This window comes from Flavobacterium sp. SLB02 (assembly GCF_009664855.1).
Lineage (GTDB): Bacteria > Bacteroidota > Bacteroidia > Flavobacteriales > Flavobacteriaceae > Flavobacterium.
Window position 1 is genome coordinate 4,736,840 of record NZ_CP045928.1, and the last position, 20,653, is coordinate 4,757,492.

Genomic DNA, 20,653 nt, shown 5'->3' on the forward strand with positions numbered 1-20,653 from the left:
TTTTTTATCATTTAATTATACCGAAAAAAGAACAATACTCAGTTTAATTTTGCTAAAAATAAAATATAAAAATGAAGCAAAAAATTTCCTCCAGCAAAAACAACATCGCATTAGTCGCTATTTGTCTGGCAACCTTAATGTTCTCTCTTGAAATTTCAAGCGTTCCGGTCATCCTTCCAACACTAGAAAAGGTATTGAACGCTAATCTTAAAGACATGCAATGGATCATGAATATTTACACCATAGGATGTACCACTGTTTTAATGGCTGCCGGAACCCTGGCCGACCGATATGGCCGAAAACGTATTCTGATTATTACTTTAATTTTATTTGGTATTTCATCATTAGTCTGCGGTTTAGCAGATAATGTAACGCTATTGGTAATAAGCCGTTTCTTTCAGGGAGTAAGCGGTGGTGCGATGCTAATTTGCCAGGTGGCTACTTTATCACATCAGTTTCAGGAAGGAAAAGAGCGCAGCAGGGCTTTTAGTATCTGGGGAATTATTCTTGGTGTAGGATTGGGTTTTGGCCCTATAATAGGCGGTTCGATCATTGCAATATTATCCTGGCAATGGGTATTTTTAGTACATGTACCAATTGCTGTTCTTGCCGTAATTCTGGTTTATGGTTATGTAGACGAGTCTAAAGACCCTGATGCTAAAAAAATAGATATCTGGGGAATGATCACATTATCAGCCGCTGTGTTTGGATTAACGTACTATATTACACAAGGCCCTGATCTTGGTTTTACGAGCACTTTAGCTTTGGGTATCTTAGCGATTACCATAATAAGTTTTGTGTTGTTTTTATGGGTCGAAAAAACAAATCCTTATCCCATGTTTGATTTTACGGTATTCAAAATCCGTAATTTTTCAGGTGCCATTTTGGGATCTATTGGTATGAATTTCAGTTTTTGGCCTTTCATAATTTATCTTCCTATTTATTTTCAAAGTTGTTTAGGATATGATGTTCTAACAGTTGGTCTTTCTTTACTTGCTTATACCCTTCCTACTTTAATCATTCCGCCTTTTGCCGAATATCTTTCGGTTCGATATCGCGCAGGGATTGTCATTCCGCTAGGTTTGTTTGTAATAGGATTAGGTTTTATCGTAATGAGATATGGCAGTATTGCAGAACATGCCAGCTGGCTTACCATGCTTCCGGGTTCTTTACTGGCAGGAATTGGCCTGGGTTTAACCAATACACCAGTTACAAATACAACTACCGGTTCTGTTCCTTCTAATCGTTCGGGGATGGCTTCCGGAATAGACATGAGTGCCCGATTAATTACTTTGTCTATCAATATTGCTTTAATGGGATTTATTCTGGTGAAAGGAATTTTCTTCTATTTAAATAATGCCTTTGCAGAATCTATCCATACAAAAACATTACAATCTCTTTCAGAAAAAATTGCAGCAGGAAACTTTTCATCCCTTAATCAGGATTTCCCTCAATTAGCAGCATTAGATTCATCTCAATCCATTTTACATGCCGCACTGGCTCATGGTTTCGAAATGATACTACTTTACGGAGGAATTGGTGTCTGGATTTTAGCGATTATGAGTTTTATATTGTTTAATCCGGGAAAAAAGCAAAATAAATTATAAATACCAATTAAGTGTTGAGATGTGCCATTAGGTACTAAATATTAGTAGAAAACAGAATAAGAATAATTTAGCGTGCCGTAAAGTACGCAATAGTTATCCTTTTGGTGCGTACCTGCGGCACGTCAGCATATTACGAACTTAATTTCTATCGAGATTTAGTGCCTAACGGCACAAATTGTAGACTTTCACCACTTGATTGGCATTTACAAATCTATTTTTTTTAGCAACTAAAAATCCTTACTGCTCTTTAAGTTTTTTAAATTAGGAAAGAAATCAATTCCGGTCATTTTTTCTAAAGTTTCAATAGGAACCACAAAATCATACAATGACTTATCACTATCCTGATTCGGAACCAGAAAAGCAATTGCTTTATGTTCTTTACCTTTTTTTGCCAAAATAATTTTATAAAAATATTTAGGAACAGCTACTTTTTCTGTTCCTATTTTTTTATCTGAATCTTTCAAAATTCCGCCTGTTACAACATATATATAATTGTATTTATCAGCCCAATAACGCGTTTTTTGCTCTAACCGGTTCCAGATTCCGCTATTAAAATCATGATCCTGAGGGGAAATATTCGAGGTATAAAAGGTATCATTATACGCCTTTTGATCAAATCCCATATCTCCGGCAGGACAAAGATGTCCTTTATCATAACCTGATTTTTTATAATTTCTCCAATCTGCAGAACCCGTCGTTACACTTGGATCTTCAATAAAATAGGGCCGTTTATAATTTTCGTTTTTCAAATATTCTTTCTTCAATTCATAAGCCACCCATTCTGCCTGCTCAAATTTTTCATTATAAGAGAGTGTATAATATTGATGTTTTACAATTTGTCTGGTTGTCGAAGTGGGCAAATAGGTATAAGTATATAACGAATCTGTACTGCTTTGATTAGAGACAAAAGATGTTTGTGCTTCCTGCGATAATTCATTATCGTTGCTGATTTCTTTTTTACAAGACAATAACACAAAGCCAATTAAACCTAAAACAATATAATTTTTCATTCTTAACTATTTATTTTTCTCCTAAAATTCAACTTCACCAAAAAGCCACTTCTTACAAAAATACAACCTAAAAGCGTACAAAAAAAAACGCTCCAAAAAATTACATTTTCTGAAGCGTTTTCTAACAAATTAATTCTTTAAAGAATTAAGATTTTACTAATTTATCCTTTTTCATTTTAGGAGAAACAGATCCTTTTACAACACTACCTTTAGATTGTAAATCATCCAAAACATTCAATGCTTCTTCAACATAAACATCTTTAGATAATGCCTGATGCCACGCATCTCTTTTCTCTTTTAAGGTTGCGTCACTTTTCATTTCAAGTTCTTCGTAAGGCAAAGATTTAAAAACCAGATTATTTTTGTAATCAGAAATTGGTTTGTATTTTTTACCTTCATTTTCAACTTGTTCCTGAGTCGCTTTAAAACTATTAATATTTAAGCTATAGGTGTTTTCTTTATTTTTAACATCAATCCATTTTGCATTATCTTCAATCAATTTGAATTGTGCATTTTGGGCGATTCTATCTTTACTATTTGCAATTGCTTTAGTAAAGTTCTCGTTTGATTTCCAGGTGCTATAATCTGCAGGATCTATTTTATCCCATGGCATAGCATTGTCGATATCACGTTCTCCCATTTTAAGGTAAGCATAACGATCCGGCATAACCACATCACTATGAACACCTTCTAACTGAGTCGAACCTCCGTTGATTCTGTAGAACTTTTGTCCTGTAATTTTCAAAGCTCCTAAATCACCATAATTCGCATTACGAACAAACTGATTTAAATCTAAAACGTTTTGAACTGTTCCTTTACCATAAGTTTGTTTACTACCAATGATAACACCACGTTTGTAATCCTGAATTGCAGCAGCCAAAATCTCTGATGCCGAGGCCGAGAAGCTGTTTACCATAATTACTAATGGTCCGTCCCACTCGATTTTTTTATCTTTATCGTATAGAACTTCTTTCTTTTTTCCTGCAGATTTCACCTGAACAATTGGTCCTTCTTCAATAAATAAACCAGCAATGTCCACTACTGTAGATAAAGATCCACCACCATCATCACGAACGTCAAGTACAATACCGTTGATATCTTCTTTTTTTAGTCTTTCTACTTCAAGAGCGATATCTTTTCCGGCATCACGACCATCTTTGTTTTCAAAATCGATATAAAATTTCGGCAAATAAATTACTCCGTATTTCAAACCGTTTCTTTCTACAATACTGGATTTAGCATACGTTTCTTCAATTTCAACGATATCTCTAACAATCGAAATCACTTTAATCGTTCCGTCTACTTTTTTAACCGTAAGTTTTACTTCAGTTCCTTTGTGTCCTTTAATTTTTTTCACAACATCATCTAAACGCATCCCTACAACATCTACAGGCTCTTCGTTTCCTTGTGCTACTTTCAAAATTAAATCTCCTGCTTCCAGTTGTTTTCCTTTCCAGGCTGGTCCACCAGAAATTAACTCATCAATTTGAGTAAAATCATTTTTCTTAGTTAATCTTGCTCCAATACCTTCAAGTTTTCCACTGATATTTACATCAAAACGATCTTTTTCTTCAGGTGCAAAATAACTTGTGTGCGGATCAAAACGTGTCATGATTGAGTTTACATATACAGAAAACCAATCTTCTTTATTTAAATCTTTAATTAAACTAAAATTATCGTCTAATGATTTTAAAGAACTATCACGTGTTTCTTTTTCTAAAGTTTCAAAAGATTTTACTTTATAGTTAGCATCTGCTTTCTTTTTATCCTCTTCTAACTTCTGCTTTGTTACCAGCGAAGAAAGCGTCGATAATTTGATTTGTTTTCTCCATCTTTCATTGATTTCAGTTGCATTTTTTGCATAAGGCAACTTATCATAATCGGCATTGAAAGTCTCATCAACCTCGTAGTTGAAAGGCTGAGCTAAAATAGTCTTATAACGTTTTTTGCTTTCCTCCATACGTTTCATCAATCTTGTGTAAGTAAGATTGAAAAACGTTAAATCCTTATTCAAAAACTGATCATCTAATTGCAGCTCATATTGTTTGAATTCATCAATATCAGATTGCAAAAAGAATCTTTTTGAAGGATCTAATGCATCAACATAATCTTTAAAAATTCCTTTAGAAAATTCATCGTTTATTTCCGCCGGACTATAATGTCCTTTTTCGATAACAAATGCCAGTAATTCTAAAAGTGTTTTATCTCTGTTCGGGTCCGGATCTACTGACTTATCTGCATTAATTTTAAAAGCAAATAAGGTTAAAGACAAGCATAATACGGCTATAAGTATTTTATAATTTCTTTTCATAAACTTAATAATAGCATTCATCAAATTTTTTAATCTAAGTTAACGGTAAAAATTGTGCCAACATGCCAAGTTCGCTATAATTTTTTGTTAAAGATATAAAAATGTTTGAACCTTAAAAGTCTTCTTGAATTAAGTTTATAATTTTTGCTCATTTGTTAGTATTCTACCAAAATCAGTTACTACATTTGCTTTTACAAGCTTTAATTTTGATAAATCGAGATAAAAACCACAGCATGGAAAATGAAAAACCTTTAATATTAGTCACCAATGATGACGGAATTCTTGCGCCGGGAATCAGGGCTTTAATCAGCGTTATGGAAACCATTGGAGAAGTTATTGTAGTAGCACCAGATAAACCTCAAAGCGCAATGGGCCATGCCATTACAATAAACAACACTTTATTTCTCGACAAAATTTCGAAAGAAGAAGATCCTATAACAGAATATAGCTGCTCGGGAACTCCAGTTGACTGCGTAAAACTGGCAGTAAACGAAATTTTAAAAAGAAAACCTGATTTATGCGTTTCGGGAATTAATCACGGTTCAAACTCTTCTATAAATGTAATTTATTCCGGTACCATGAGCGCCGCTGTAGAGGCTGGTATAGAAGGAATTCAGTCCATTGGATTCTCCTTATTAGATTTTGACTGGAATGCTGATTTTGAACAAATAAAATCATTCGTTAAAAAAATAACTTTAGAGACGCTCAAAAATAAATTGCCTCCGGGTGTTGTTTTAAACGTTAATTTTCCAAAATTAAAAGAGAACGAGATTAAGGGAATAAAAATTTGTCGTCAGGCAAAAGCGTATTATGCACAGAAATTTGACAAACGACAAACTCCTTTTGGAAAAGATTATTACTGGCTTACCGGAAAATTTACCAATGAAGATCAGGGAGAAGATACAGATGAATGGGCTTTAGAAAACGGTTACATATCTGTAGTTCCTGTTCAGTTTGATTTAACGGCTCACCATTCTATGCAACAACTTAATACCTGGAATTTAAATGAATAAAAAAGACTTATTTATTGGTTTTATAGTCGGAATCTTTACGGCATTGTTGGGAAGTTATTTATTTATTACTTTCTTTACCAAATTTGATTTTGCAACAGGACTTCAAACCATAAAAAAAGAAGGTTATCTGGGAAAAGTAATTACTATAGGTACGGTTTTAGATCTTGCCGTTTTTTGGATTCTATTAAAAAGAAATGAAGAACTTAAAGCAAGAGGCGTTGTTCTGGCCGTTATTGTTTTGGCTATTTCTACTTTATTTATTTAAATCTTATCTTTGCTTTGCAAAAAAATGTTGTGTTTAAAAATCGAAACACACTTTCAATACCATTCCTATGAAATACTATATAATCGCAGGTGAAGCCTCCGGAGATCTACACGGTTCAAATTTAATGAAAGCTTTGTACGAGGAAGATCCTCAGGCCGACATTAGATTTTGGGGAGGCGACTTAATGCAAAAAGCAGGCGGAACTTTAGTAAAACACTATCGTGAATTGGCTTTTATGGGTTTTGTTGAAGTGATTTTTAATCTAAAAACGATTTTAAACAATATTAAAATTTGCAAAAAAGACATCTTAGAATTCCAGCCTGATGTTTTAATTTTCATTGATTATCCAGGGTTTAATATGCGAATTGCAAAATGGGCAAAAGCATTAAATTATAAAACTCATTATTATATTTCTCCTCAAATTTGGGCCTGGAAAGAAAACCGTATCAAAGCGATCAAAGAAGATGTCGATAAGATGTTTGTGATTTTACCTTTCGAAAAAAGCTTTTACGAAGACAAACATCATTTTCCTGTAGATTTTGTAGGGCATCCTTTAATTGATGCTATCCAGAATCAACCTGCGTTTGATGAGGCAACTTTTAGAGAACAACATCAATTAGGCGAAAAACCTATTATTGCCGTTTTGCCCGGAAGCCGTAAACAGGAAATCACCAAAATGCTGAGTGTTATGCTAAGCGTGGTGGATGATTTTCAGGATTATGAATTTGTAATTGCCGGTGCTCCAAGTCAGGATTATGAATTTTATCAGCAGTTTATAAAAAACAAAAACATTGCATTTGTTTCGAACAGAACCTATGATTTACTTCGCTCATCAACTGCGGCATTAGTAACTTCAGGAACAGCAACTCTGGAAACAGCTCTTTTTAAAGTTCCGGAAGTAGTTTGCTATAAAGGAAGCGCAATATCTTATCAAATTGCGAAACGCATTATTACTTTAAAATACATTTCGCTGGTTAATTTAATTATGGACCAGGAAGTTGTAACCGAATTGATTCAGAGTAAATGCAATACAAAACGTATTAAAGAAGAATTACAAAAATTATTAGAACCGACTTATCGCAAAAAATTACTTCAGAATTATGATATTCTGGAGCAAAAATTGGGCGGAATTGGTGCAAGTAAAAAAACAGCAAAACTTATTGTAGCTGATTTAAAATAATCAAAGATTTTTGTTTTGAAAAAAATACTTCTCATACTTCTTCTAGCAGTCTTGTTTACTTCTTGTAAATCGACATCAACTGCTGTGAGTAAAAAGGAATCGAAGACAGAAAACAGGTATGTAGTTAATAATTTAATCAAAAAAGCGACAGATAATATTGGTGTAAAATACAAAGCCGGAGGCACTACCAAAAGCGGCTTCGACTGTTCAGGATTGGTATACACTACTTTTGAGTCTGAGAATATTAAATTGCCAAGACCTTCTTATGAACAGGCAAAAATTGGAAAAATAATTAAAGTCAGCGACGCTCAAAAAGGCGATTTAATCTTTTTTAAAACCAATAGAAGCAAACAAATTAATCATGTTGGCCTTATTACTGAAGTGAATTCAAATGAAATTAAATTTGTTCACTCTTCAACATCAAAAGGCGTTATAATTTCTTCTACCAAAGAGGCTTATTATCAAAATTCATTTGTACAAATCAACAGAGTTCTTGAGTAACTTCAATTAAACAAAATATATCTTTTTCTTACAAAATATTTAATACTTTTAAACCGTGAAAGTATTAGATTTACCGTTAACCAAAATTACAATTTGGTTTCTTTTTGGTATTTTGTTTTGTTATTATTGCCAACCATCATTAGATATCATTATTTCGGCATTTATTGTTGGCATAATTGTGTTTAAGATCTCGTTTTTTCTTATCAAAAGAAATAAACGATTCACTACTTTTTTTTGGAATCAATACTTCCGGAATTTATCCAACCAAAAACCAGCCCGATATTTTGATCCTTACGCAGTCTCCTAAAATAAACATGAATCGCATATTACGAGAATTACATCCGTGAATCATAATTGCCGATGCATCAAATTCTTATGCCATTCAGAAAATTTGGAAAACTACTTGCCTCAAAAACAATATCCCTTTTCATGCCACAAACGAAAATGGATTTTATAAATTAAACTTAGAATAAAATTAATCTCATTTAATCTCCATTTAATATCGTCTTAGCATCTGAGATCCATCTTTTTGCTCCGCCAACCTTATAATCAAGTAAACCAAGCTTGTTAATCATAGGCTTATTTCGTCTAATAGAGGCAGTAGCCAGGCAAACTTTAGGTAATTCCTCTATACCTAATGCTTCTTTTAGCTTAACATTTTGTTCTCTTTCTTCGGCAGATAAAGAAGCATCAGACAAATCAAGCTTTAATAAAATAATATTTTTAGCTGACCAATCTAAAAAGTCACGTGTTGCAAAAACTTCATTCTGAATACTCTGCGAAATTCCTGATGATGTAAAGAAAATCAAAAGCGGCTTTCTTTGTTCATCACACATTTTAAGAGCATCAACCATGTTTGTTTTCCAAACTAAATTTTGTGAATGCAAAAAAGAGCAACCCATAATACATAAAAAAATAAGTAGTTTTTGTCTCATATCAAACTCAAGTTTAAATTACATTTATTTTACTAATTTAACATAAATGATATAGAAAACACACCAACACGGAATTTAATTACTTTAAAAGTATCAAAAATAAGCAATCACCAATAAATCATTATTTTTTTGATGGTTTAACAAAAAATGGAGGCTTAATTAAATAAACTATTGATTAGCAGTACAAATAGTTTATAAAAAAAATATCCCTTTTCGTTTAAAAAACGAAAAGGGAATCTACAAATTAAACTAAGAAACTTAATTTAAATTTAATTTATTCACTAGGATGTAAAATAGCATTTGATTCTGCTATCCATGCTTTTGCACCACCCGGTTTATAGGCAATTTTTCCTAAAGCACTAAAGGTTGTTTTATTTTTTCGGATTGAGGCGCTTGCGAAACATACTTCCGGCAATTCCTGTACACCAAATGCATTTTTTAATTTGATATTCTGCTCTTTATCGCTTTGCTCAATAGTAGAGTCTGAAAGATCAAGTTTTACAAGAACGACATTGTCACGTGACCAGACTGCAAAATCCGGGGTTTTAAAAATTTCGTTCTGAAGATTTTCCGGTACACCTGAGGCAGTGAATAAAATCAGCATTGGTCTTCTTAGTTCATTACTTATGGCAATCGCATCAGTCATGTTTGTTCTCCAAACTAAATTTTGTGCTTGCAGAAAAAATGAACCTAAAAAAAATAGTAGGATAAGTAATTTTTTAGTCATAATCTAATTGGTTTTGGTTAGTATAGCATGACGAAATTAACATATTATTTTAATTTTCCAATTTTTATTAATACAAAAAATACATTATATGTTTTTTTAAACACAATAAAATATCAAAGTATCAAAAACACAAAAACAAATGAATAACTTTTCTTACTAAACAAAAAAAACTCCTTACGCAAACGTAAGGAGTTTCTATATCTATTAGAGTATATCTTCTTTTTTAAGATTTTTTCGGATGCACAATTCCTTCAGCAACTGTTAGCCAGGCAGATGGGCCTCCGGCAACATATCCGGTTTGTCCCAGCCCTTTAAAATTTACTTTACCATCTTTTGCTTCAGCACTAGTAAAATAAATGGTAGGAAATCCCTGGATCCCGAAAGCTTGCTGCAACTCATTATTCTGATTTTTGATTTCAGGAGTCTGAGGCGTTCTTCTAGGATAATCCAACTCCACTAAAATGACATTATCTTTAGCCCATTTCGTAAATTCAGGTGTTTTTAAAACTTCATTTTGTAAACGAATACACCAACCACACCAATCACTTCCGGTAAAAAACATCAACATTGGTTTTTGTTCTTTATTACTTACCGTAATCGCCTCTCTTACATCAGTATACCATTTTAGTTCTTGCGCCTGCATTGCAAATCCCCCAACTAAAAACAAGGTTATTAAAAATATTTTTTTCATGGTCTTTTTAATTTTTCACAAATTTAAACAAAAAAAGAATCCGTATACACGTCTACTTTACTTCTTGCATTAATTTCCTGATAATTGGCGAAATTGCCAATAAAATCAATCCTGCAACAAGCGAATAAATGGCCAGTTGATAGTATCCCTCTGTATAAGATTGCAGCTTAGAAACTAAAGTATCACCGGTATTTGATCTGGAAATTTCTGCTCCCAGCTTACCTGCAGCCAATTGCCCAAAAGCACTTGCCAGGAACCATAATCCCATCATCATCCCAAACAGTCTTTTTGGAGACAATTTTGTAATAATAGACATTCCGATTGGCCCTAAACAAAGCTCACCAATAGTAGTTATTAAATAAGCAAAAGTAAATACGTTCAATGAAGTGATTCCTTTAGAGTCTGCAAAGAATTTAGTTAGATAGAAGATATAGAAAGAAGCTGCAAGGAACAAAAATCCAATTCCGAATTTAATCAAGGTATTTGGTTCAATTTTTCGCTTTCCTAACCATATCCATAACAAACCAATAAGCGGACTTAAAACCACTACAAAAAAAGTATTCGAGCTATTATTAACAACGTTGGGATCTATTGTAAAAAACAATAATTTGTCATTTAGATTATCCTTTGCAAAAAGCGATAATGATCCTCCACTTTGTTCGTAAATAGAATTAAACAAGAAATAGAAAAACACAAACAGAAAAGCTGCAAAAAGCTTCTTTTGCAATTTAGCGTCTCCTAACTTAAACAATTCATAAACGAAATACAAAACGGCAACTGTACCAATCGTATACATGAAATAATCTGTATATTTAGTATTCTTAACCATTATAAAAATAAAAGGCAAACTCAAAATAGACAAAGCATATACCGCTATTTCACGAATTCTTCTTTTATTGGCATCTAAGTGCAATAATGGAGAATCCCCAATTGGTCCTAAATGTTTTTTAGTGAACAAAAAGGTAATTAAACCTAAAAACATCACAATTGCGGCTGACAAAAAACACAATTGCCACGAATAAAATTTCCCTAAATAAACACACAAAGCGCCTCCAAAAAGTCCTCCGACATTTATTCCGGCATAGAACATTCCGTAACCGGCATCCCTACGTCCATCGCTTTCATGATACAATTCCCCTACCATTGAAGAAACATTGGGCTTAAAAAAACCGGTTCCAATAATCGAAAAAGCAATTCCGTAATAAAAGAAATCATGAGGCGCGACGGCAATCAAAAGATTACCCAGAATCATAACGATTCCTCCAAAAAACAATGATTTCTTGAATCCTAAAACCTTATCTGCAAAAATACCTCCAATAAAAGTAAAGGCGTATACAAAAGCCTGAATAGCTCCATATTGCTCGCTGGCATGATCTTCTTTCAAAAAAAGCTGATCTACCATAAAAATAACCAAAACACCACGCATTCCGTAAAAACAAAAACGCTCCCACATTTCAACAAAAAACAAATACCATAATTGCTTTGGGTAATTGCCTTTAAAATTTTGAATTTCCTCTAAAGTGATCTTCTGCTCCATTTATTTATAAATAATTTAATTGATTCCTCGTTCTTTCATCACCTTGTTGAGCTGCTTTACCAAAACAAACATCAGTACAGTTGCAAACATTAACAATGCAAAATTAACCCAAAAAAAGTTAGCTTTATTGTCGTACGTATCCCACATACTTGCCAAAACTCCGCTCAGCTTATTTCCTATAGACGTGGATAAAAACCAGCCTCCCATCATTAAGGAAGTAATATTAACGGGACTTAATTTAGATACTACCGATAATCCCATCGGGCTTAAAAACAATTCCCCAATTGTTATGATTCCGTAATTTGCCACCAGCCACCACGCACTGACTTTCTCTGCTCCATCATTACCAATTTGTACCGCAGCTACCATAACCAAAACAGACAGCGCCGAAATTAATAAACCAAAAGCAATTTTTGTAGGTGTCGAAGGTTCTTTCTTTCTGGATCGTAAAAAAGAGAAAAATGCAACAATTAAAGGTGTCAGTATAATTACCCAGGCAGGATTAATAGACTGACTTAAATTGGTAGCCCAAAGATGTACTTTGGCTCCTTCTGAAGGTAATTTTTCAGGAGCAACATTCCTAAAATATAAAGGGTAGTTTACTTCTGTCTCCACAACTCCGTTTGTTTTTTGCAAACGAAACTGATGATCGTAAACCTCAGTAGTTGATTTTTTATACTCTACTTCTTTGGCTAATTTTATTTTACCAACAAACTGACCAGCAGTTCCGGTTACTTCTCTATCTGTATAGCGATCTGCCCAGGTATTAAGCGCCGAACCATTAAGCTTAAATACGCCCCAAAATAAAATTACGACCCCAAAAATAGCTAAAAGAGCTCCAATTGATCTTTTATCTTCTTTTTTAGCTTTAAAATAAAGTGATCCGTAAAAGAAAACTATAGGAATACAGGCAAAAATAAAAGCATCTGTACTATCTGAGCCAAAGATATAACTGTCTAAATTAGTATCTGATGCAACGCCTTTTATCAACCAGCCAATAGCTCCAAAAACAAAAGAAGGTAACAGAATAAACAGGATAATTTTATAAAATGGCATATCGCCTTCCTGAACTCCTTTTTTCTGGTCATATCCTACATAATGTTTTGTGCCTAATAAAAACACAATAACACCTACAAACATTCCAACACCGGCAGCCATAAAAGCCCAATGCCATCCTAAAAGAATCTGCAATGCAGCACCAAAGAAATTACAAATAAAAGCCCCTACATTGATTCCCATATAGAAAATATTGTAGCCTTCATCTTTTTTATCTTTATATTTTTCTTCAGAATAAAAACTTCCTAATAATGTAGAAATATTAGGCTTAAAGAAACCATTACCTATAATCACCAATGTCATGGCAATGTAAAGCACTGTTATATTGTGCACTCCCATTAAGAAGTAACCAATACCCATTAAAATTCCACCAAAAACAATAGATTTTTTGTAGCCTAAATACCTGTCAGCAACAAGACCTCCAATAAAAGGGGTTAAAAAAACTAAGGCGATAAAAGTTCCGTATAAATCAGAAGCTTCTTTCTCTGTCATTGCAAAACCATCCTTTACATCTTTTAGATATAAAGTAAAAATCCCGATCATTAAATAATAACCAAAACGCTCCCACATTTCAGATAAAAATAAATAAGGAAGTGCTTTTGGGTGTTTTTTCCACATAACTGTAATCTCTTTAAAATTAAAATTACCTACAAGCCTAAACCTGTAGGTAATTTTGATATATTATTAGTATTATTTATCGAACACCGTGCATCATCTTTTTCAAGAATGGAGTCAAAGCAAATAATATAATTGCCGCGATACCGGTTAAAACAACAAATACCATAAAAAATTCATATAAATTGTGGATTTCGAATCCTGCAAAAAAGTGATTGTGAGCACTAATCTGATGCTGATCTAATAAAGCTATCTGCTCTGGAGTTGGCGTGATTTTATTGTCTAAAACTGCCTGAAGATCGATTCCTAATTCTTTTGCTTTTGCAAATTTATCTCCTGTTGCAGGCAAGATAGAACCTAAAGTTCCTCCTAAAGCATAACCTGAAGCATTTGACAAGAAGAATACACCGTATAATAAAGAAGAAAAACGTTTTGGAGATAATTTACCTACCAATGATAAACCAATTGGAGATAAACATAACTCAGCACATGTATTTAAGAAATACAATAAGATAAGCCATTTTACTAATAACAACCCTGAAGTTCCGATATAAGAAACCTGAGTAGCAATCATGAAGAAACTAATAGAAATTACCACTAAACCTACGGCTAATTTTACCGGAGAGATTGGCTCTCTGTCTTTAGCTCTTAAAGTATCCCAAAGTATACTGAAAGGTACTGCTAAAATCACCACGAATAGTCCGTTGAAAATCTGAACCATCGAAGGAGGCATTTGCCATCCAAAGAAATTTCTATCAGTTTGGTTATCTGCAATAAAAGTTAATGATGAACCTGCTTGTTCAAAAGCCGCCCAAAAGAAAATAATAAAGAACGAAACGATATAAATTACAATAATTCTGTCTCTTTCGATTTTAGTTAAAGAAGTATCAGAGATAATTAATCCGGCCAATGATAAACCACTTGAGTAGATTAATGTATAGATTAAGTTCTGACCTACTCCATAATGAAAAAAGAATCCTAAAGCTACAAATGCAATTCCGGCAATAGCCAAAGCTTTGTTAGAAAAATTAGCTTTTTGCGCTTCTCCTTCTTCAAAATCAGAAGCATCATTTTTAGAAGGCAAACCTCCTAATGGTTTTCCTTCAGGAGAAACCACATATTTATTTTTCAAAAAGTAAAAAAGTAATGTACCTAATAACATTGCTACAGAAGCCGCCATGAATCCCCATCTAAAAGCATGGATATCTCTAATTCCGCCAGCATCTTTTACATCTCCTAATAAAGGACAAATAGACTGACCTAAAAAAGCTCCGATGTTGATCCCCATATAGAAAATAGTAAAAGCACTATCTAATTTTGTTTTTTCCTGTTTAGGATACAAACTTCCCACCATACTTGAAATGTTTGGTTTGAAAAATCCGTTACCAAAAACAATAACTCCTAATGCAGAATACATGATAATTTTTGCCAAATCTAAATTAGATTCGAAAACACTACCACTGGTAAACAATAACATTTGTCCAATTGCCATTAACAATCCGCCTAATAAAATACAGTTTCTGTTACCTAAAAAACGATCGGCTACAAAACCTCCCAACATTGGCGTTAAATAACAAAGTCCAAGGAAACCTCCATAAATCAAAGATGCTTCTTCTTCCTTCATCAATAATGAATTCACAAGAAATAAAGTTAATAAAGCCCGCATTCCATAAAAGTTGAATCGCTCCCACATCTCCGTTCCAAACAATACCCAAAGTCCTTTTGGATGCGCAGTTTTTACTTGAGTTTCTCCCATATTATTTATTATTTGATTAAGGTTTAAAGTTTTAGATTATAAATTTTCTTTGATAAAGTTAGTCATTTTATTATAAAGCTGAATTCTCGTTGCACCGCCATAAATACCGTGGTTTTTATCCGGATATATCTGAGAATCAAATTGTTTATTAGCTTGAATCAATGCTTCCATCATCTGCATAGAGTTCTGCACATGAACGTTGTCATCACCTGATCCGTGAATCAATAAAAACTTACCTTTTAATTTACTAACGTGGTTTATTGGAGAGTTCTGATCGTATCCGCTAGCATTTTCCTGTGGAGTCTGCATGTATCTTTCTGTGTAAACAGAATCATAAAAACGCCAGTTGGTTACCGGAGCAACTGCAATCGCCATTTTAAACACGTCATTGCCCTGAAAAATACAGTTCGAAGCCATAAATCCACCATAACTCCATCCGAAAATTCCAATTCTTGAAGCATCAACATAAGGATAAGCTCCAATTACTTTTGCAGCATCAATCTGATCCTGAACTTCGTATTTCCCTAATTCTTTTTGAGTAACTTTTTTGAAATCAGCACCTTTAAAACCAGTTCCTCTTCCGTCAATACAAGCTACGATATAACCTTGCTGTGTCAGAGAGGCAAACCAATAATCATCAGAATTATTCCAATCGTTATTTACCTGCTGAGATCCCGGACCAGAATACTGGTACATGAAAACAGGATATTTTTTTGAAGGATCAAAATCTTTTGGTTTCAAAATCCAGGCATTCAATTCGTTTCCTTTAGCCGTTTTTAAAACAAAAAATTCTTTTGTTGGTAAATTATAGCTTTTCAATTTAGCCGCAAGCGCCTCATTGTTTTCGATAACCTGAATCTCTTTTCCTGTTTTAGACTCATTTAAAGTATAAGTCGTAGGTTGAGATGCACTTGAGAAAGTATTGATAAAAAATTGGAAGTTAGGACTAAAAGTGGCTACACTTGTTCCGACTTTAGAAGTTAAACGTACTTTACTTTTTCCGTCTAAACCAATTCTGTAGATATCTCTGTTAATAGAACCATTTTCTGTAGATTGGTAGAAAATAGTTTTGTTTTTTTCGTCGAAACCATAGTAAGATACTACTTCCCAGTTTCCTTTTGTAACCTGATTTTTAAGTTTTCCCGTTTTATCATACAAATAGATATGATTAAAACCGTCTTTTTCGCTTGTCCAGATGAAGCTATTATCTTTTAAGAAAGTCAAATTATCTGTAACATCTACATACGCTTTGTCTTTTTCATTCAGCACCACTTTTGCAGTAGCTGTAGTTCCGTCAACAAACAACAAATCAAGATTATCCTGGTGGCGGTTTAAAACCTGAGCCGATAATACGTTGTTATCATTTGTCCATTGCAACCTTGCAATATAAAAGTCATTATAATTATCTAATGCTACTTTTTTAGTGCTATTTCCGGCAGCATCATATATATGTAATGAAACTACTGAGTTTTTCTCTCCTGCTTTAGGATATTTGAACGTTTCGATAGTTGGGTATAAATCTTTATGAAACATCGACATCGAAAATTCCGGAACCTGGCTTTCATCAAAACGAATGTAAGCTAGTTTTTTACTGTCTTTACTCCAGTCAAAAGCCCGGACAAAAGCAAATTCTTCTTCGTAAACCCAATCCGTAATACCATTAATGATGGCATTTTTCCTTCCGTCAGTTGTAACAGCTGTAGATTTTTTTGAAGCTACATCGTATACATATAGGTTATTTTCTTTTGCATAAGCAATTTTAGTTCCGTCAGGCGAAAAAGTTGGTTCCTGAACCTGAAAATCAAAAAGCTTTGTAAGTGAATTTGTTGTTATATCATATAAAAAATAATCTGCTGTAAAAGAATGACGAAAGATTTTATTGGAATTACAGGCAATTAGAATCTTTTTTTCAGAAGCATCAAAAGTATAGCTGTCAATTCCATCGGCAAGATCCTTATGATTTTTTGTATCAATTAAGTTTGACACTTTTTTTAGGGTAGCAAAGTCATACAAATCAATCTGCATACTTCTACTCGCCTGATCTACATTTAAAACCGTGTATTGGTCTGTATTCTTTAGCGATTGCAACTCATCCATTCCTTTTGCACGAAATGCTCCGCTATAAATATCTTCGACAGTAATTTTTTGTTGACCAAAAACAGTAGCCACTAAAAATAAAAGTATTACAGTAATTTTACTCGTATTCATTGAGAATTATTTTAAATATAAAAAAGAGCCCAATTTTAGTAAAAAAAATGAACATAATACACATTTCAACTGTTAAATGTTAAAAAAAATAACGTTTGCGTACTTTTCAAATTTCAAATACATTGCAAACAAAACTCTTAAAATGGTATCTTTGCCGCAACATTATTATTTAAAATACTGAGAATGAACAACGCTGTTGCCGGATTTTCTAAATTATCCAAAAAAGAAAAAATAAACTGGATCGCCAATACCTATTTTTCAAGCCCTGAAGAAGCACTAAATATTATAAGAAATTACTGGAATTCAGACGAGAAGCTGCAGCAGTTACATGACGAATTCATCGAAAACACCCTTACAAACCTCTATATTCCACTTGGAGTTGCTCCTAATTTTTTAATCAACGGACAATACAAAACCATTCCGATGGCAATTGAGGAGAGTTCAGTGGTTGCAGCGGCCTCAAAAGCAGCAAAATACTGGTCGACCCGCGGAGGTTTTAAAGCCACTGTAATTGATACCGAAAAAATTGGTCAGGTTCATTTTACTTTCAATGGAGATGCAGAAAAACTACATTCTTTCTTTGATCAGATCAAACCAAAATTTTTCTCTGACACTCAAAGCATTACCAAAAATATGCAGCAACGTGGTGGAGGAATTTTAGATATAAAATTAAAAGACAAAAGAAGTTTATTAGAGAATTACTTTCAGCTTCACGCTACTTTTGAAACAAAAGACAGTATGGGAGCTAATTTCATTAACTCTTGTCTGGAACAATTTGCCACGACTTTAAAAGAGGAATTTCAGCATTCTGATTTATTTTCAGAAGAGGAAACACTAAAAGTGGTCATGAGTATTTTATCCAATTATGTTCCTAATTGTATCGTTAGAGCCGAAGTCTCCTGCCCTATTGAGGATTTAACAGAGAAACACATACCCAATCCACAAGAATTTGCGGAGCGATTTTTACAAGCGGTGCAAATTGCCGAAGTCGAACCTTTTAGAGCTGTAACCCATAATAAAGGGATCATGAACGGAGTCGATGCGGTAATTCTTGCGACCGGAAATGACTTTAGAGCTGTTGAAGCCGGAGTTCATGCATACGCGTCAAAAAATGGTCAGTACGCCAGTTTATCTCATGCTAAAATCGAGAACGGAATTTTTACTTTCTGGCTTGAAATCCCTTTAGCACTAGGAACTGTTGGGGGATTAACTTCTTTACATCCCCTGGTTAAACTATGTTTTGATATACTCGAAAAACCATCAGCAAAAGAATTAATGCAAATTGTTGCCGTAGCAGGTTTGGCACAAAACTTTGCCGCATTGCGCTCACTAACTACAACCGGAATTCAGGAAGGCCACATGAAAATGCACTTAAACAACATCATCAACCAATTTGAAGCTACCGAAGAAGAACGTCGTTTAATTAAATCTCACTTTAAAAAAAATGCTGTTTCACATAGCGCGGTTGTTGAATTTATTAAAAACATAAGAAAACAAAATAAATAAAATTCCAAAAATTACAGCCTACAAATAAATTCCAAATCCCAACAATAATTGGAATTTGGAATTTCAAATATTGGAATTTATTTTAAAATTGAAGCATGAAAAAAACCTATTACAGTAACGGAAAACTCTTAATAACAGGCGAATATTTAGTTTTAGATGGCGCCAGAGCTTTTGCATTACCCACAAAATTTGGACAAAATTTAATTGTAGAAAACGGTTCCAACCATGAAATTCAATGGGAAAGCTATGATTTTGACGAAAACATCTGGTATCAGGACACGATTTCTTTTTCTGAAATTACACATCCTGTCGATGCAAAAACTGAAACTGTAAAAACGACTTTGATTCAGATTTTACATGAAGCTTATCTTTTAAATCCTGATTTCATACATAATTCGGAAGGATACAAAATTAGCACACAACTTACATTTCCTAAAAAATGGGGACTGGGTACTTCTTCTACTTTATTAAACAATATTGCCCAATGGACCAATATTGATGCTTTTACACTCTTAAAAAACAGTTTTGGCGGAAGCGGTTATGATATTGCCTGCGCGCAAAACGACACTCCTATTGTGTATCGCCTGGAACAGAATTTGCCTATAGTAGAAACGGTACACTTTGATCCTGATTTTACCCAAAACATTTATTTTGTTTACCTTAATAAAAAACAAAATAGCAAAGCGGCAATTAATGCGTATTACAATAATAAGAACCAACATTTAACGCATAATATCATCGACAATAATAAAATCACCGATACTATCTTAAATGCAAAAACCGTAAAAGAATTTGCCCTTGCAGTAGAAAAGCACGAAATTCATATGAGTGATATTCTCGAAATACGCACTATCAAAGAAGTTGCTTTTCCGGATTTTAGCGGCGTTGTTAAAAGTCTTGGAGCCTGGGGAGGTGATTTTGTAATGGCAATTGCAAAAGAGGATCCAAAAGATTATTTTGTTTCAAAAGGATACGAAACGATTCTTACTTATGATGAAATGATATTACAGCAATAAAAAATATTTATCTGCAACCGATATAAAAGCAAAAAAGTAAACTATTCGTTTACTTTTTTTTTATTTTTACGATGTCTTCTCCAGATGTCTAACTTTTTGAGTTTCCAGTTCGTTTGATTCTATCAATGTATTGTGCAAACGTTCTGCCATTTTCTCGATACTGTTATTAATAGAATCATAAACAACTTCCATCCTGCGATGTTTCTCCTCCTTCACGGCTTTCAAAACATCTTCAACAAAAGCTTTTTCATATTTTTCAGCAACAGAATCACGAGTATTGGTAAGCCTGATCACATAATCGTTACTCATAATGGTAACTTTAAAATGCTGCTCTTCATTACTCAAATAATACTTACCTCCCAACTCATCACTATTGATATCAGTACTGCTAAGTTTTAAAAGCTCTGTAATTATTCCAAAAATATGATTTTCAATTTTAGAATAGACTCTGGGCCTTCTTTTCAACAAATTAAACATAAACATTAAATGCTTGATTATTAAAGTACTTGATCATTATTCTTTTGTAATTTTATTTAACAACCTTTAGATTAACAAAAATTTGTTAACATAAAAATCGGAACAAATTAACTGTAATATTTTGAATATCACAAACTTTTCACTTACATTTCTATTATTCCTATATAACTTAAGAAAAACGGAGTCATAATTATTACAAAAATTTTATTCAATATAAAAGAAAAACCCGAAACATTCATAAG

Annotated in this window: 17 protein-coding genes; 7 read left to right on the top strand and 10 right to left on the bottom strand. The window is 33.3% G+C overall.

The features are described 5' to 3' along the window. Positions 1–71: 71 nt before the first annotated feature. Positions 72–1,607, top strand: coding sequence for an MFS transporter (locus tag GIY83_RS17710; protein WP_208682686.1), 1,536 nt, complete (start codon positions 72–74; stop codon positions 1,605–1,607). A gap of 227 nt (positions 1,608–1,834) precedes the next feature. Here GIY83_RS17710 and GIY83_RS17715 read toward each other — a convergent pair whose 3' ends face one another. After that, the gene (locus tag GIY83_RS17715) at positions 1,835–2,617 is read right to left on the bottom strand and encodes a DNA/RNA non-specific endonuclease (protein ID WP_208682688.1); all 783 of its coding nucleotides are present in this window, start codon (positions 2,615–2,617) and stop codon (positions 1,835–1,837) included. Positions 2,618–2,762: 145 nt separating this feature from the next. Continuing rightward, positions 2,763–4,949: a carboxy terminal-processing peptidase gene (locus tag GIY83_RS17720; protein ID WP_208682690.1), complete on the bottom strand. Its 2,187-nt coding sequence runs from the start codon at positions 4,947–4,949 to the stop codon at positions 2,763–2,765. A 212-nt stretch (positions 4,950–5,161) separates the two neighbouring features. On the opposite strand from GIY83_RS17720, the gene surE reads away from it, so the two are divergent. From surE to GIY83_RS17740, 4 genes are all read left to right on the top strand, one after another. After that, a complete protein-coding gene (surE, locus tag GIY83_RS17725) occupies positions 5,162–5,941 on the top strand; it encodes a 5'/3'-nucleotidase SurE (protein ID WP_194615882.1) in 780 nt (259 codons plus the stop codon). Then, on the top strand, positions 5,934–6,206 hold the full coding sequence (locus GIY83_RS17730; RefSeq protein WP_194615881.1) for a hypothetical protein: 273 nt from the start codon (positions 5,934–5,936) through the stop codon (positions 6,204–6,206). Before surE ends, GIY83_RS17730 begins: the two co-directional genes overlap by 8 nt. 67 nt (positions 6,207–6,273) lie before the next feature. Beyond that, positions 6,274–7,386, top strand: a complete 1,113-nt coding sequence (gene lpxB, locus GIY83_RS17735) for a lipid-A-disaccharide synthase (protein ID WP_208682692.1) — start codon at positions 6,274–6,276, stop codon at positions 7,384–7,386. 15 nt (positions 7,387–7,401) lie between these two features. Beyond that, positions 7,402–7,887, top strand: a complete 486-nt coding sequence (locus tag GIY83_RS17740; RefSeq protein WP_208682693.1) for a C40 family peptidase — start codon at positions 7,402–7,404, stop codon at positions 7,885–7,887. A gap of 485 nt (positions 7,888–8,372) precedes the next feature. Here GIY83_RS17740 and GIY83_RS17745 read toward each other — a convergent pair whose 3' ends face one another. The 7 genes from GIY83_RS17745 to GIY83_RS17775 all read right to left on the bottom strand — a co-directional run bounded on the left by GIY83_RS17745 (position 8,373) and on the right by GIY83_RS17775 (position 17,412). Then, positions 8,373–8,822 (bottom strand): thioredoxin family protein, encoded by a 450-nt coding sequence (locus GIY83_RS17745; RefSeq protein WP_194615878.1) that lies wholly within the window; start codon positions 8,820–8,822, stop codon positions 8,373–8,375. A gap of 274 nt (positions 8,823–9,096) precedes the next feature. Further along, positions 9,097–9,549, bottom strand: a complete 453-nt coding sequence (locus tag GIY83_RS17750) for a thioredoxin family protein (RefSeq protein WP_173970838.1) — start codon at positions 9,547–9,549, stop codon at positions 9,097–9,099. Between the two features lie 223 nt (positions 9,550–9,772). After that, positions 9,773–10,240 carry a thioredoxin fold domain-containing protein gene (locus GIY83_RS17755; RefSeq protein WP_208682694.1) on the bottom strand — a complete coding sequence of 156 codons (468 nt, stop codon included), beginning with the start codon at positions 10,238–10,240 and terminating at the stop codon, positions 9,773–9,775. Positions 10,241–10,292: 52 nt separating this feature from the next. Next, positions 10,293–11,777 carry a peptide MFS transporter gene (locus tag GIY83_RS17760; protein WP_194615876.1) on the bottom strand — a complete coding sequence of 495 codons (1,485 nt, stop codon included), beginning with the start codon at positions 11,775–11,777 and terminating at the stop codon, positions 10,293–10,295. A 15-nt stretch (positions 11,778–11,792) separates the two neighbouring features. Beyond that, positions 11,793–13,451 carry a peptide MFS transporter gene (locus GIY83_RS17765; RefSeq protein WP_208682695.1) on the bottom strand — a complete coding sequence of 553 codons (1,659 nt, stop codon included), beginning with the start codon at positions 13,449–13,451 and terminating at the stop codon, positions 11,793–11,795. Positions 13,452–13,527: 76 nt separating this feature from the next. Further along, the gene (locus tag GIY83_RS17770; protein ID WP_208682696.1) at positions 13,528–15,204 is read right to left on the bottom strand and encodes a peptide MFS transporter; all 1,677 of its coding nucleotides are present in this window, start codon (positions 15,202–15,204) and stop codon (positions 13,528–13,530) included. Between the two features lie 36 nt (positions 15,205–15,240). Beyond that, positions 15,241–17,412, bottom strand: a complete 2,172-nt coding sequence (locus GIY83_RS17775; protein WP_208682697.1) for a S9 family peptidase — start codon at positions 17,410–17,412, stop codon at positions 15,241–15,243. Positions 17,413–17,595: 183 nt separating this feature from the next. Between GIY83_RS17775 and GIY83_RS17780 the strand changes: the two genes are divergently transcribed. Continuing rightward, positions 17,596–18,918, top strand: coding sequence for a hydroxymethylglutaryl-CoA reductase, degradative (locus GIY83_RS17780; RefSeq protein WP_194615872.1), 1,323 nt, complete (start codon positions 17,596–17,598; stop codon positions 18,916–18,918). Positions 18,919–19,013: 95 nt separating this feature from the next. Continuing rightward, entirely contained in the window at positions 19,014–19,934 is a 921-nt protein-coding gene (locus tag GIY83_RS17785) for a GYDIA family GHMP kinase (protein ID WP_194615871.1), read from the top strand. Positions 19,935–20,000: 66 nt separating this feature from the next. On the opposite strand, the gene GIY83_RS17790 is transcribed toward GIY83_RS17785, so the two are convergent. After that, complete coding sequence (locus GIY83_RS17790; RefSeq protein ID WP_229029127.1) at positions 20,001–20,417, bottom strand: hypothetical protein; 417 nt, start codon at positions 20,415–20,417, stop codon at positions 20,001–20,003. Between the last annotated feature and the right edge of the window lie 236 nt (positions 20,418–20,653).